Source organism: Kaistella chaponensis (assembly GCF_900156725.1).
In the GTDB taxonomy this organism is placed as follows: Bacteria; Bacteroidota; Bacteroidia; order Flavobacteriales; family Weeksellaceae; genus Kaistella; species Kaistella chaponensis.
Genome location: NZ_FTOI01000014.1, coordinates 58995 through 72846 on the forward strand (window position 1 = coordinate 58995; position 13852 = coordinate 72846).

At 35.4% G+C, this 13852-nt stretch carries 12 protein-coding genes; 6 read left to right on the top strand and 6 right to left on the bottom strand.

What is annotated here, in order from left to right; all coding sequences use genetic code 11:
• The 3 genes from BW932_RS12535 to BW932_RS12545 all read right to left on the bottom strand — a co-directional run bounded on the left by BW932_RS12535 (position 1) and on the right by BW932_RS12545 (position 3681).
• Positions 1 to 825 carry an alpha/beta hydrolase gene (locus BW932_RS12535; protein ID WP_076388100.1) on the bottom strand — a complete coding sequence of 275 codons (825 nt, stop codon included), beginning with the start codon at positions 823 to 825 and terminating at the stop codon, positions 1 to 3.
• Between the two features lie 114 nt (positions 826 to 939).
• Positions 940 to 1440: an FKBP-type peptidyl-prolyl cis-trans isomerase gene (locus BW932_RS12540; RefSeq protein ID WP_076388102.1), complete on the bottom strand. Its 501-nt coding sequence runs from the start codon at positions 1438 to 1440 to the stop codon at positions 940 to 942.
• 123 nt (positions 1441 to 1563) lie between these two features.
• Positions 1564 to 3681: a type IA DNA topoisomerase gene (locus BW932_RS12545; RefSeq protein ID WP_076388104.1), complete on the bottom strand. Its 2118-nt coding sequence runs from the start codon at positions 3679 to 3681 to the stop codon at positions 1564 to 1566.
• A gap of 518 nt (positions 3682 to 4199) precedes the next feature.
• On the opposite strand from BW932_RS12545, the gene BW932_RS12555 reads away from it, so the two are divergent.
• Together BW932_RS12555 and BW932_RS12560 are read left to right on the top strand one after the other, a co-directional pair.
• Positions 4200 to 5771, top strand: a complete 1572-nt coding sequence (locus BW932_RS12555) for a sensor histidine kinase (protein WP_245820745.1) — start codon at positions 4200 to 4202, stop codon at positions 5769 to 5771.
• Complete coding sequence (locus BW932_RS12560; protein ID WP_076388108.1) at positions 5768 to 6412, top strand: response regulator; 645 nt, start codon at positions 5768 to 5770, stop codon at positions 6410 to 6412. Before BW932_RS12555 ends, BW932_RS12560 begins: the two co-directional genes overlap by 4 nt.
• 468 nt (positions 6413 to 6880) lie before the next feature.
• Here BW932_RS12560 and BW932_RS12570 read toward each other — a convergent pair whose 3' ends face one another.
• The gene (locus BW932_RS12570; RefSeq protein ID WP_076388112.1) at positions 6881 to 7816 is read right to left on the bottom strand and encodes a M23 family metallopeptidase; all 936 of its coding nucleotides are present in this window, start codon (positions 7814 to 7816) and stop codon (positions 6881 to 6883) included.
• 217 nt (positions 7817 to 8033) lie between these two features.
• On the opposite strand from BW932_RS12570, the gene BW932_RS12575 reads away from it, so the two are divergent.
• The 3 genes from BW932_RS12575 to BW932_RS12585 all read left to right on the top strand — a co-directional run bounded on the left by BW932_RS12575 (position 8034) and on the right by BW932_RS12585 (position 11242).
• Entirely contained in the window at positions 8034 to 9041 is a 1008-nt protein-coding gene (locus BW932_RS12575; RefSeq protein ID WP_076388114.1) for an NAD(P)H-dependent glycerol-3-phosphate dehydrogenase, read from the top strand.
• 258 nt (positions 9042 to 9299) lie between these two features.
• Positions 9300 to 10805, top strand: coding sequence for a malate dehydrogenase (quinone) (gene mqo / locus BW932_RS12580; protein WP_076388116.1), 1506 nt, complete (start codon positions 9300 to 9302; stop codon positions 10803 to 10805).
• A 47-nt stretch (positions 10806 to 10852) separates the two neighbouring features.
• Positions 10853 to 11242: a hypothetical protein gene (locus tag BW932_RS12585; protein WP_076388118.1), complete on the top strand. Its 390-nt coding sequence runs from the start codon at positions 10853 to 10855 to the stop codon at positions 11240 to 11242.
• Between the two features lie 100 nt (positions 11243 to 11342).
• Here the strand turns inward: BW932_RS12585 and mtaB are convergent, their stop codons facing one another.
• On the bottom strand, positions 11343 to 12698 hold the full coding sequence (gene mtaB, locus BW932_RS12590) for a tRNA (N(6)-L-threonylcarbamoyladenosine(37)-C(2))-methylthiotransferase MtaB (protein WP_185113922.1): 1356 nt from the start codon (positions 12696 to 12698) through the stop codon (positions 11343 to 11345).
• A 75-nt stretch (positions 12699 to 12773) separates the two neighbouring features.
• Positions 12774 to 13364, bottom strand: coding sequence for a DUF1572 family protein (locus tag BW932_RS12595; protein ID WP_076388122.1), 591 nt, complete (start codon positions 13362 to 13364; stop codon positions 12774 to 12776).
• Between the two features lie 49 nt (positions 13365 to 13413).
• Here BW932_RS12595 and BW932_RS12600 point away from each other — a divergent pair, with 49 nt between their 5' ends.
• Positions 13414 to 13788, top strand: a complete 375-nt coding sequence (locus BW932_RS12600) for a hypothetical protein (protein ID WP_143745560.1) — start codon at positions 13414 to 13416, stop codon at positions 13786 to 13788.
• Positions 13789 to 13852: the final 64 nt, after the last annotated feature.

A 13852-nucleotide genomic window follows, 5' to 3' on the forward strand; every position in this document is an offset into this window, starting at 1 on the left:
CTACTTTTTATTTTTTTGCATGAAATCTACAATTTCCGTTGATCGTTTATTCCACGGAAAGAAATATTGCAGAACCATTGGAATATGACCTTTATTAATAATGATTGGCTTTACTTTCGGCTGAAATTCATTCAATTTCGTAACAAAATGTTCGTTGGCTGTTTTAATCGATTGATAGGTTTTGGAACCGACATAAATTAAAAACGGAGGCGAATTTTGATCCAGAAAATGAATGGGTGAAGCTTGATACCAGTTTTTCGGATCGTTGCTCCAAGTCGTCAAATAATCATCTTCAGAAGTGGGCGGATTTTTTTCCAGATAATCTTTCATGTCAATTCCGGCCGCATCATTGAGAATAATTCCGGAAATCGATTTTGTGTCGATGCCAAATTTAGGGTTCAAAACTGCATTCGCAACCAATTGTCCACCCGCAGAATGTCCCGTCACGAAAAGATTTTTTGCATCACCATTGTAATTTTGGATATTTTTTTGAACCCATTTTAGGGCCTCCGAAATTTCCCTTGTCATTTCATCAACATTCGCTTTTGGACTCAAAGTATAAGATGGAATGACGGTGATCACGTCTTTTTTTGAAAAATTTCGACCGAAAAATCCGTAGGTATTTTTATCGCCGCTGTTCCAGTTTCCACCATGGACAAAGACCAAAACGGGAAGTTTTTTGTTTTCAGAATACTTCGGAACAAAAATATTGAGCTTCAAATCTTCTTTGTTTTTGGAGTGTCCGTAAACAACATCTTTATGTTTCATAGAGGTACAACTCATCATCATTAAAATTCCGAATCCAAGGTAAATAATTTTTTGCATGTTTAAAAATACGAGATTTATTGCGACTTGGTTCTGTGAATGGTGATTAATTTAATGATAGAAAACAAAAAAGCCACGAAAAAATCGCAGCTTTTAGTTCTTATTAATGTTAAATTAATGAGCTTCGTGCCCATCAATTCCATGAGCGTGACCATGATCCAATTCCTCTTCCGTTGCAGGACGGGTTGATTGTACTTCCAGATCAAAATGCAAAGTTTTTCCAGCCATTGGATGGTTCAGATCTACCACTACAAATTCTGGAGTAATTTCCAGAACCATAGCGTTTACATGATTTCCTTGTCCATCTTGCAAGGGTAAAATTGCGCCGATTGGAGGCATTCCGGATTCTTCAAACATTTCTACGGGTAATTCCGTTTTTGCGTTGTCGTCTCTGTCGCCGTAACCGTCTTCTGGAACGATGGTGAAAGATTTTTTATCTCCTGCAACCATTCCAAGAAGTTGTTCTTCAAATTTCGGCAACATCATTCCAACACCATATAAAAAAGTGAAAGGTTGATCAGCAGTTGTTTGTTCTACGAACGTTTTTTCACCGTTTTCTTCGATTTGATTTAGCGTGTATTGTAACGCTACTACGTGATTTTTGTCTATTGTCATGACCGTAATGTTATGGAGGATTTCTACATGCTCCTATTAAAATTGTAAATGATAAGGCTTCATTTTACCTTAATCTGATTGGATGCAAAGGTAATATTTTCAATTTATTTGGGAAAACTTCTGTTAATCACTTGTAAGGTCGGGAATACAATCAGGTGTTAATTTTAAAACGCCTTCTGATAAACTTTCCGGATGTTCTGTAAAACCTTTCAGTTTCGAAGATTTCCCTTTCATGATCAAATCCTGAATTTGTTTTTCGGTGAGTTTTTTGCCGAAAACGATAAATGGAATTTTAAATCCGCAACCTTTAAAATTAGAACAACCGATCGCGGTTTTACCTTTCATTAGCTTGCTTTCTTTGCATTTCGGGCATTGTGTTTCTTCCCAAATTATCGCTAAAATTTTTCGCGGAACGGCTTCTTTTTTTTCTTTGGTTTGAATTTCTTCCTGAATCGAAATGACCTGTGCTTTTTCGTTGATGACGTTTCGGGTTAAATTCGTCACCATCGTGATCAGTTCTTCCTTAAATTGAGAAGCATCATATTCTCCACGCTCAATTTTTCGGAGTTTAAATTCCCATTCTCCCGTTAATTCCGGACTTTTCAGCAATTCATCCTGAATCACATCGATGAGTTGAATTCCGGTTGAAGTGGCCAAAATATTTTTTTTCTTGCGCTCAATATAATTTCTTTTGAAAAGCGTTTCGATGATATTTGCACGCGTGGAAGGTCTTCCAATGCCGTTATTTTTCATCATTTCCCGCAGTTCTTCATCATCGACTTGTTTTCCTGCAGTTTCCATCGCGCGAAGTAAAGTTGCTTCGGTATAAGGTTTTGGCGGACTGGTTTTTCCCTGATGAATTAAAGGTTTATGCGGTCCTTTTTCGCCGGCTTTAAATTCGGGAATGGTTTGTTCTTCGTCTTTTTCCTTTTTTTCGGGTTCCTCTTTTTTGTCTTTTACATACAGTTCACGCCATCCTAATTCTAAAATCTGACGCCCCGAAGCTTTAAAAGGAATCGTTCCAACTTGTCCTTCCACCAAAGTATTGGAAATTTTACATTCCGGATAAAAAACGGCGATAAACCTTTTTGCCACCAAATCATAAATGAGTTTTTCTTCTCTGCTTAAACTGGAAGAAGGCGGAATTTCGGTCGGAATAATCGCGTGGTGATCGGTTACTTTCGCATCATCAAAAACGGTTTTCGATTTCGGAATGGGTTGAGACAAAAGAGGTGCGGTAAATTCCCGGTAAAAATTCATGCTTTGAAGAATTCCGGCAATTTTCGGATGCAGACTTTCCGAGAGGTAAGTGGTATCAACACGCGGATAAGTCGTATGTTTTTTCTCGTATAAACTTTGAATATATTTGAGCGTATTCTCTGCGGAGTATCCAAATTTTCTGTTGGCTTCTACCTGTAAAGCGGTCAAATCAAAAAGTCGGGGGTTTTTCTCTTTTCCTTCTTTAATTTCAAAAGAAATGATTTCGAAAAGGTTTTGCTTTAAATATTCCAATCCTTTTTCGGCTTTTTCTTTAGTCTTTAGACGGTCGATTGCGGCCGTGAAAAGAACGTCGCGGTAATTGGTTTTCAATTCCCAGTATTCTTCTGTGGAAAAAGCGTCAATTTCTTTTTGTCTTTGAACCAACATCGCTAAAGTCGGTGTTTGAACCCGACCGATCGAAAGTACCGTTTTATTTCCGCCAAATTTTTTCGTGAATAATCGCGTCGCATTGATTCCTAAAAGCCAGTCGCCAATTGCTCTTGCATTTCCTGCCAAATAAAGATTTTGATAATCTTCTGCAGGTTTTAAGTTTGCAAAACCTTCTTTGATGGCTTCTTCGGTCAAAGAGGAGATCCAAAGTCTTTTCATGGGTTTTTTGCATTTCGCTTTTTGCAAAACCCAGCGTTGAATAAGTTCGCCTTCTTGTCCTGCATCACCACAATTAATCACTTCATCACAATCGGTAACTAATTTTTCTATCGTATGAAACTGCTTTTCAACTCCAGGATTGGTAATGAGTTTGATCCCAAAAGGATCGGGAATAATGGGAAGATTAAAAAGTGCCCAAGATTTTAAATGTGCGCCATAATCATGTGGTTCTTTCAGCGTACAAAAATGTCCAAAAGTCCAGGTTACCCAATAACCGTTTCCTTCAAAATAGCCCTGTTTTGGTATATCTGCACCTAAAACTTTGGCAATATCTCGGGCAACACTTGGCTTTTCGGCAATACATAATTTCATAATTCAGCTTCATTTTTTGGGACGATTGCAAATTTCAGTAATTTTTTCTAAACAATGGCCTGAAAACCGACGAAAAGAATTGTGGTGTAATTCCAAAAGAGACCAGAGGATTTTGGCGTTGTGAGCGTAAATAAAGTTGGGCAGTACGAAGATTAATACTTTTTTTAGAAAAAAATCTACAACATTGAGATTTATATCGAAGTATATATAGATATTTTGTGGAATGATGTCGGTATTTTTGCAGTCAGTTTTTTTTGACAATTTATCTGACAATTAAATTATATGGAATTCATTCATTCAAAAACTGCGTCGTTTTATTTGTGTTGTCTGTAAAATAGTTTTAAATATGTGCTCTTATGGAAAAAAATAATAGTTTTTCAAAATTTCTGAATTTTAAATAGAGGAAAATTGTTCATTATGCTCTTGTCTTATGTATACTGCTGATACAGTTAATTATAGCGAGTTTTTTTTATAATGAATTTGTCATCAGGAAAGATTTAAATTTTATAGATAAACAATTGAAAGAAGTTCAATCGTTAGAAAACCTGACCGATGATTCCAGAAAAGAGCTTATCAATGCGCAAGATTTTTTTCAGAAATATGCATTAAGTAAGGATGATCAATATTTAAAAGCGTATTTCAGTTCTGTAGATCGGCTTACCAGGAATTTGGACAGTATTAATAATTTTAAATTCCAAAACCCGAATTTAAAAAGTTTTTCAGTTTCCCGTAAAAAAGATTCAATAAAATTAGAAAACCTAAAATTACTGGTAGACTCAACGGTAGGGTTTTCGAGAAATTCAGATTTAAAAAGCAGCGTAGCATTGCCTCAATTGAAAAAATTTAATACTGATTTTAATTTTGAGAAATTTGATGTTCAAACCAAAACTTTTTCTGACAGTATTCCTAAAAAAGGAATTTTCGGACGATTAAAAGATGCATTAGCTGGGAAAGAAAACGTTCGTAAAGATAGTACCATCGTCACGATTAAAAGTGGTAAAACAGCCAAATCCACTAAAATCAAAATGGAGATGGACAGTATCATTACCTCTGCAAATAATCACTATTTAAAGGAAGTTCAAAAAATCCGTGTCAGTGTTACTAAAAACAAAGACAATAGTGGGGATTTCTACCACACTTTTAATAGTCTACTTGTTTACAGTAATAAATTAATGAATATCTATGACGAGGCAATAAAAGGTTCTAAATCTGATCTGGAAAAGGAATACAAGGCGCAAAATTCAAAGAACAACAGGATTCGCGAGTATTTGGTGTTGGGTTTAATGATTCTAATGTTTATCGTCTCCATATTAATCATGTATTTTACGAGAATCGCATTTATTTACGAATCGAAATTGAAGGTTGCAAATAAACAGATTGGCGAAAATTTGAAATTTAAAAACCGAATTTTAGGAATGCTAAGTCACGAATTGCGATCACCTTTGAAAATTATAGGTCTTTTCATCAATAGAATTAATAAAAAAACGAGTGATGAAGACATCAAAGGATATCTGAAATCGATCAGTTTCACGAATAATACTTTGCTGATGCAGGCAAATCAGATTCTCGAATACACCAAAAACCAGCAAGTAGAAAATAAATTGATTCCTGTGGTTTTTAATCTTAAATCTGAGATAAAATCTATACTTACTTCCATAGAACCGTATATTGAAACAAGAAATAACAGATTTGTCATTGATGAAAATATAGATCCGGCAATTATGGTTGATTCAGATAATACCAAGATCAATCAGATTTTTATGAATATTCTTGGAAACGCCAATAAGTTTACCGAAAACGGTCAAATCAGTGTCTTTATGAGAACAGAAATTATGGAGGAAAACCGTATTTCTTTAAATACAAAAATCAGTGATACTGGGGTGGGAATTTCCGAATCTGATTTAAAGAAAATATTCGAACCCTATTATCAGGGAATATTATCTGAAGATATTGAAAATTTAGGCGCAGGTTTGGGCTTAAGTTTATGCAAAGAAATCATCGCATTGTATTCGGGGGAAATCTCTGTAGCAAGCGGGTTGAATAAAGGGACAACCGTTTCTTTCTCTATTAACCTAAAACTTAACCAATGAATCATTTAGAAAGTAAAACAATTAATTTATTACTTGCCGATGATCACAGTCTTATAAGACAGGGAATCGTGTTTCTCTTAGAAGAAATTACGACGGATTGCAAGATTTATCACGCATCCAATCTGCAACAAACTTTGGAGTCTATAAAACAACACGCTATCGATATAGCCATAATAGATGCGCATTTTCCCGATGGCAACAGCCTCTCGATCTTACCCGAAATTAAAAAAATTAGACCGGCAACTAAAATTTTAATTTTTACGGGCGTTGATGAAAATACCCAATCGCTTAAATTCATAAGTGCAGGTGCGAATGGGTTTTTAAGTAAAATGAATGACGAAGAAGAAATAAAGAATGCGATTCTGAAAATGGTAAATTCCGGTGCCTATATTTCGCCTATTACACAAGCTCTATTAATAGACTCCATACGCAATCCTGCCGTTTCAAACCCTTTACTGCTTCTAACAGAAAGAGAACTGCAAATAGCTAAAATGTATGCAGAAGGTCAAGGAAATCTCGAAATTGCAAACAGTCTTGATGTTAAACAAAATACAGTAAGTACCCTGAAAAAGAGGATATTTGATAAACTGGAAATTGAGAATATCGTAGGACTCATAGAACTTATTAAAGATCATCAATAAATTGATTTTTTGTAGATAAAAATCTACAACGGCAGCGACTTATATCTGCCTTTCAAATGCGGTTTCAATACAGTAATGTTGCTACTTTTGCAGTAGAAATTCTGGTTCTGAAAACACAAATGATGAAATCAAAATATCGAATGATTCTATTAACACAAATGAGAAAATCATAACATCGAAGGATTCTATTAACACAAATGATGAATCTAAAAGCCTTTTAATCGCAAAGCTAAAAAGTCTTTATCAAATGCCCTAAATACAATGATGAAATTTAAATTCAATTGCAGTCCATGCAGTTGAATTTTTTTTTGTTTTTCCACTTAAAATTACTGGTGAATGATTTGATTTTTTTATTTTTAATGGAAATAAATGCAACGCGAACTGTTTCTCTTCATCACCATTTCCAAAGAATAGAAGCAAAAAAAAACGCTTCCGACAAATCAGAAGCGTTCATTATTTCGGTTTTCCTTAGATATTGATAAACAATTTTGGATTAACCGGCGTATTGTTTTTATGAACTTCGTAATGAAGATGTGGACCTGTAGAACGACCCGTATTTCCTGATTTTGCGATAACCTGATTCACTTTCACAAAATCATTTGCTTTGACCAAAATTTGGGAAAGATGTCCGTATAATGTTGCCAAACCATTTCCGTGCGAAATAATGATACAGTTTCCGTAACCTCCTTTTACGCCTGCAAAAATCACAGTTCCTTGCGCTGCACCACGAACATCTGAACCAAAAGGAACAGCAATATCCAATCCTTTGTGAAACTGAATCTGATCCGCTTCTGCGGGTGCATTATTTTTCTCCGCCAATTTCTGAACGCCAGAATTCTCAGTAGAATTTACGCCACTTTTTTTGATGATGTTTCCTAAACTGTCTTTCTCTTCAGGAAATTGCGACGCTTTATCTTTCGGTTTTACCGGACTTGCAGAAGCTAGTAGAACCGTTTTACGAGGAATCGGATTAATTCTCTTTCCGAAATTTGACGAAATATAACCATCCGTTGGAATTCCGAGCGGAACTTGCTGCAATTTATTTTGTAAATCGACTAAATATTGGCTGTACCGATTGCTCTGTTTCGAAAGGTACACTGCATCTGAAAGACTGTCTTGTGAAAGGGTCTCAATCTTACCATCTGTTATGTTTTTAGAATTGAGAAAAGAATTTAATTCTCTTACGGTATGATCAACCAAAACAAGATCGTTTCGCATTTCCAGATAATCGATGCTGTCTTTTTTAGTGTTGATTTGCACCAGATTCACTTCGTAATTTTTGTTGTTTTTCTCTGAAAAAAGCTTTCCTATATAAAGAGCCTGCCCGAAAACAAGTAGAAGTAAAATCCCCAAAACGGAGTTTGTGTTTTTTTTCGGGCTTAAAAATCTTTTTATTTTTTGCATTAAAATATTTTTTAAATTTTCGGTAGCAAAAATAATTAAAAATACAATAACTCAAATGGCTTCAATAACTTTATGAAAATTTTAACGAACATTCTATCGATGAAATTGTAATTTATTGCATGAAAACGATAATAAAATTTAAGAGTAATTGATTTTGGTTGAAGAATCTTTTTTTTGAGTTGCCTACTTTCGTATCTTTGTATTTCAACTGTAAAAAATGGATAAAATAGATCAGAAAAGTCATTTAACTGTCGGCGTTTTAGGAAGCGGAAGTTTTGCAACCGCAATTGTGAAAATGCTTACCGAAAATTGCAAAGTCGTGCATTGGTGCGTTCGCAACGAATTTGTAAAAGGCGCGATAGAACTTCGCCATCACAATCCAACTTATCTTACAGCAGTCAATTTCAATGTTAAAAATCTGGCGATAACGACGGATGTTAACGAACTCGTTTCTGCATGTGACGTCATCGTTTTGGCAACACCTTCCATTTATTTATCGGCAAGTTTGGATAAAATGACTTGTGATTATTCCGGAAAAATTTTCGTTTCAGCCATCAAAGGAATTGTACCGAAAGTGAATGATGTGGTCGCTCATTATTTAAGAAACGAATTCAAAATCGGATTTCGAAATCAGGCTGTAATTGCAGGACCATGTCACGCAGAAGAGGTTGCAATGGAGCGCCTTTCTTATCTCACCATCGCCACGGTAAAAGAAAATCAGCAGATTTTGCTTGATCTTTTTTCCTCTCATTTTATCAAAGTGAATTCCAGTACCGATATTTTGGGGAATGAATACAGTGCAATTCTCAAAAATATTTATGCCATCGGAGCCGGAATTGCAAGTGGACTCGGTTATGGTGATAACTTCACGGCGGTTTTTGTAACCAATGCCATTCGCGAAATGGAGGTTTTTTTAGAAGGTATTCACGAAACGCCAAGAGATGTTAATGAGAGTGCTTATCTCGGCGATTTACTCGTAACCGCCTATTCCTTATTTTCTCGAAACAGAAATTTGGGTAATTTAATAGGAAAAGGCTACACCGTGAAATCTGCAATTCAATCCATGAATATGATCGCCGAAGGATATTACGCCGCAGATTCTATCTTCAAAACGTCTAGAGACAACAAAATGGAAACACCGATTATCGATGCCATTTATAAAATTCTTTATGAAGAGAAAAATGCGGAAAAAGTGTTTCAAAAGCTAACAACAGTATTGAATTAATTTTTTTTTGGGAGCAACGGTCACGATGTCTTTTTGGGCAAAATCTCATTAATCGAAATCGTTCGCCTTTTTCATGACTAATGAGTGCAGAAACTTTTTAAGTAGCCGCAAAGTCACCCAAAATGTCCTCCTGGAATTCCTCGCCCTTATTTGAAGGTTTTCATTTCCAACGAAAACCTTTAATTGAAAAACATTAATAAATCTGAGTTGATAAAGGAAAACTTTTTCCGAAATTAGACGTCCCAAATAAGATCTTACATGACAGAAATTCTTTCAAAAAAAACTCCAAAGCCAAAGTATGATGTCGTACTCATCGGTGGTGGAATTATGAGTGCAACACTCGCAACACTGCTCCACGAATTTGATCCGCAACTTCAAATTGCGATCTTTGAACGCCTTGGACAATTAGCCAGTGAAAGTTCTGCCGCTTGGAATAATGCAGGAACAGGACATTCTGCATTTTGCGAATTGAATTATACGGTCGAAAAAGAAGACGGAAACATTGATATTTCAAAAGCTGAAAACATTGCCGAACAATTTGAAATATCAAAACAATTCTGGTCTTATCTGCTTGAAAAAAAATACATTCAGGATCCGAATAGCTTTATTAATTCCTGTCCGCACATGAGTTTGGTTTTTGGTGAAAAAGATGCTGAATTTTTGAGGAAACGACATGAGAAAATGATTACCTCAAATCTTTTCAAGGGAATGGAATTTTCTACAAATCACGACCAGTTGAGAGAATGGATTCCGCTAATCATGAGTAAAAGAAAAGAAAACGAAATTCTTGCTGCCACAAAAATGGATTTAGGAACCGATGTGAATTTTGGCACTTTAACCAGAAAAATGGGTGGATTTTTATCCGAAGGTTCCAATGTAGAAATTTTCTTGTACCATGAGGCAAAAGACTTGGATCTACAAACCGATGGAACTTGGGATATAACAATGAAAGACCGTCTTCATAATCATACACAACACGTTTATTCAGATTTTGTGTTTATCGGTGCAGGTGGTTACGCATTGCCACTTTTGGACAGTTCAGATATCGCAGAAAGTGAAGGATATGGCGGATTTCCAGTTTCTGGGGAATGGTTGGTTACTCATAAACCTGAACTCATTGCAAATCATCATGCGAAAGTGTACACACAAGCAACTGTTGATGCACCACCAATGAGTGTTCCACATTTGGATTTGAGAATTATCGATGGTGAAAAAGCGCTTCTTTTTGGTCCATTTGCAGGTTTTTCAACTAAATTTTTGAAAGAAGGCAGTTATCTTGATCTACCAGAAAGCATCAACTTTAAAAATATCCGTTCTCTGTTTGGCGCATGGTGGCATAATTTACCTTTAACGCAGTATTTGGTTCGACAGGTTGCGATGACAAAATCGCAGAGAATGCAACATTTAAGAGAGTTTGTAAAAGATGCTAAAGAAGAAGACTGGGAATTGAAAATTGCCGGACAACGCGTTCAAATCATTAAAAAAGATGAAAAGATGGGCGGAAAATTAGAATTCGGAACAGAAGTCGTGGTCAACAAAAATGGAACGATCGCCTCACTTTTGGGCGCTTCTCCTGGTGCGTCAACGTCGGTTTTTGCAATGATGCAGGTTATTGAAAAATGTTTTCCGCATCAATTAGAAAACGAATGGAAAGAAAAGCTGCTGGAAATTATTCCATCTTATGGTCAAAAATTATCTGAAAATAAGGAACTCGCAGAAAAAGTGAGAAATTACACGAAAGAAAAATTAGAACTCGACTATTAAAATAGGCGATTATCAAATAGCGATTGACAATTATTTCATTGACGAAAATGGCTACCATCACCAAACCTGAAATCATTTCGGAAATTCTACAACTGCTTCAACCAAAAATTGAGGAAGAAAAGCAAGTAATTGTGCACTGCTGTTTTCCAGCACCTCATTTTGAAGGTAATTTGATTCGAATTTGGAGTTCTACTTTTTTGATTGATAACGCTTTAGGACATCGAAGCAGCCTGATTCATCACGAAAATATTTCGCTTTTTCCATATTGGACCGAAGTTCCGCCTTTTAAAGATTTTTGGTTTACCCTTGTTTTTACTGGTTTGCCGAAGGATTGCAAGATTTTTGATCTTCAGGAAATCATTTCGGAAGAAGGTGGTTTTCATGTTAAAAACATTAAAAGAAACGGTTCAGATGTGTACCGCGTAAAACTGGTATAAGCAAATAAAATAAATAATTTTTTAATTCATTTTTCTGATGTTCTTTGCAGAATTGCTTACCAAAATGAATTTAGGACAAGATGCTCTGGAAAAATAGTCCTTAAATCTTCGCTAGAAAATCCTCAAACTTTTGACTTACAGATACATTTCCGTCATTTTCTATTTTTTCAAGTTTTAGCAATTCTATTTTATTAACAGACGCGCTATCAAAAGGTTTTTGAACACGTACATAATTTTCGGTAAAACCGAACATCATTCCATTTTTGTTTTCGTGCTCCCAAAGAACGGGAAGAGTCTTGCCAATCTGACTGTGGTAAAAAGCCATTTTCTTCTTTTCGGAGAGAATTCTGAGCATTTTGTTCCTTCTTTTTCTTTCCGGAATGGGAACAATTCCTTCCATTGCTGCAGCTTCTGTATTTTCTCTTTCAGAATAAGTGAAAACGTGCAAATAACTGATGGGCAATTGATTAAGGAAATTGTATGTTTCTAAAAATTTATCTTCTGTTTCCCCTGGAAATCCCACGATAACATCAACGCCGATGCAGCAATCAGGCATCACTTCATGGATTTTATTAATTCTGTTTTCATAGAGTGAAGTCAAATATCGACGTTTCATTTTTTTCAATAAATCGTCGCTTCCACTTTGTAATGGCATGTGAAAATGTGGAACAAAACTTTTACTTTGAGCCACCAAATCTATGCTTTCATCTTTTAATAAATTGGGTTCAATGGAAGAAATTCGGATTCGCTCAATTCCTTCCACCTGATCTAAATTTAAAATTAAATCCAGAAACGTATGTTCATGTTTTTTATTTCCAAATTCACCTTTTCCGTAATCACCAATGTTTACACCGGTTAAAACGATTTCTTTAATTCCTTTTGCGGCAATTTCTTTTGCATTTTCCACCACATTTTCGATGGTGTCTGAACGCGAAATTCCGCGAGCCAAAGGAATCGTGCAATACGTGCATTTATAATCGCAACCATCTTGAACTTTTAAAAATGCTCTTGTTCGGTCTCCAATGGAATAACTTCCGATAAAAAAATCTGCTTCATCAATTTCACAAGAATGAATGATTCCGTGATGTTCAGTTTTCTGTAAATCTTCCAAATAACTCAGAATATTGAATTTTTCTTTTGCTCCCAAAACCAGATCTACGCCTTCGATGGCAGAAATTTCTTCAGGTTTCAGTTGCGCATAACATCCTAAAATAACCACTAAACCTTCTGGGTTGGCTTTCATGGCACGCTTTACGTGAAGTTTGCATTCGCGGTCAGCATTTTCTGTTACCGAACACGTATTGATGACGTACACATTAGCTTTGTCGTCGAAACTTACTTTTTCATAACCTGCACCTGTTAATTGTCGAGCAATGGTAGAGGTTTCTGCAAAATTTAATTTACAGCCAAGGGTATGAAAAGCAGCGGTTTTTTGCGGAAGTGAATTCAATTGTATGGAGAATTTAAGTCCACAAAGATAAGCAAATTCAAAATTTTAAAAATATAGAATTTTCAACCATCTCTTTAAAATTTATTCTGTTTGGTACTCATCGCGTACTTCATCACTTTTTGCATAACAAACGGGTGAAGAATTTTGGTGAATTTCTGCAGAATTCTGCTTTTTTAAAAGTTCAGTGTATTCTTGGGATTTATTTCTGGCGATAGAAAGGGTTTTCCAATCGTCGTTTTTTAGCATTTTTGCGAAGTAAATAATTTGTCCGATATGATAAGGATAATGCGCTAACTGGCGCAATAGTGCATCAACAACAGAGATTTTTTCTCCGCGAATCAATATAATGGAGTTGATGTTCGCATCATTAACTTGATTCAAAGCATCAAATAAAACCAACCAGCCTTTTTCCCATATTTCCAGCATTTCGGCTTTCGACTGAATATCGTTTTCAAATTCTGCATCTCGGTTTCGCCATTCTTTTTCGCCATCTTCTGTCAAAAAATTGGTCCAACGAGAAATCATATTGCCCGAAATATGTTTAACGATTGTTGCAATTGAGTTACTTTCTGGATTATACTGCCAAAATAGTTGAGGTTCCTCGAGTTGTTCAAAAGTTTGATCGGCTATATTTTTATAGTATTGAAATCTTTTTAAAAATAAATCTTTCATCTTAGAAAAAATTAAATCTAAAATTACGCATTTCGTCGTATATATGCGTATGGATTGTAAAGTAACTTCATTTATGCGGGATTTAAATTCCTTGAAAGTAGAAAATCTGCAAAAATGGTTTGATGATGAAAGTAAAATTTGGATTCCGCCTGCGAAAGAAATTCAGGGTGGAAGCAGGATTTTAGCTTTGTTTCGTGCTATTTTTAGAAAATATGAAAGTATTGAATGGAGTGAGTCTGAAATTTTCGATCTCGGAAAAAACCGATACTTTTACGAAACCATTTCTTTGGGAAATATCAAAGGAAAAGGAACCTATACCAATCAAATCTGTACGGTGGTTTCATTTTCGGAGGGTGGAAAAATTAAATTATTATCAGATTACTTTAAAGATACTGTAATCTTCCCCAAAAATAAGAACATTTAAAAATATAGTTTTTAAATTTGGAAGACTATGAAAAACAGTAAATTTTCAGAAGTTCAGATCATCA

What these genes read in the sequence shown, in the direction of transcription:
- BW932_RS12535 (WP_076388100.1), bottom strand. Translation starts at nt 825, where the DNA reads ATGCAAAAAATTATTTACCTTGGATTCGGAATTTTAATGATGATGAGT.
- BW932_RS12540 (WP_076388102.1), bottom strand. Translation starts at nt 1,440, where the DNA reads ATGACAATAGACAAAAATCACGTAGTAGCGTTACAATACACGCTAAAT.
- BW932_RS12545 (WP_076388104.1), bottom strand. Translation starts at nt 3,681, where the DNA reads ATGAAATTATGTATTGCCGAAAAGCCAAGTGTTGCCCGAGATATTGCC.
- BW932_RS12560 (WP_076388108.1), top strand. Translation starts at nt 5,768, where the DNA reads ATGAATCATTTAGAAAGTAAAACAATTAATTTATTACTTGCCGATGAT.
- BW932_RS12570 (WP_076388112.1), bottom strand. Translation starts at nt 7,816, where the DNA reads ATGCAAAAAATAAAAAGATTTTTAAGCCCGAAAAAAAACACAAACTCC.
- BW932_RS12575 (WP_076388114.1), top strand. Translation starts at nt 8,034, where the DNA reads ATGGATAAAATAGATCAGAAAAGTCATTTAACTGTCGGCGTTTTAGGA.
- mqo (WP_076388116.1), top strand. Translation starts at nt 9,300, where the DNA reads ATGACAGAAATTCTTTCAAAAAAAACTCCAAAGCCAAAGTATGATGTC.
- BW932_RS12585 (WP_076388118.1), top strand. Translation starts at nt 10,853, where the DNA reads ATGGCTACCATCACCAAACCTGAAATCATTTCGGAAATTCTACAACTG.
- BW932_RS12595 (WP_076388122.1), bottom strand. Translation starts at nt 13,364, where the DNA reads ATGAAAGATTTATTTTTAAAAAGATTTCAATACTATAAAAATATAGCC.
- BW932_RS12600 (WP_143745560.1), top strand. Translation starts at nt 13,414, where the DNA reads ATGGATTGTAAAGTAACTTCATTTATGCGGGATTTAAATTCCTTGAAA.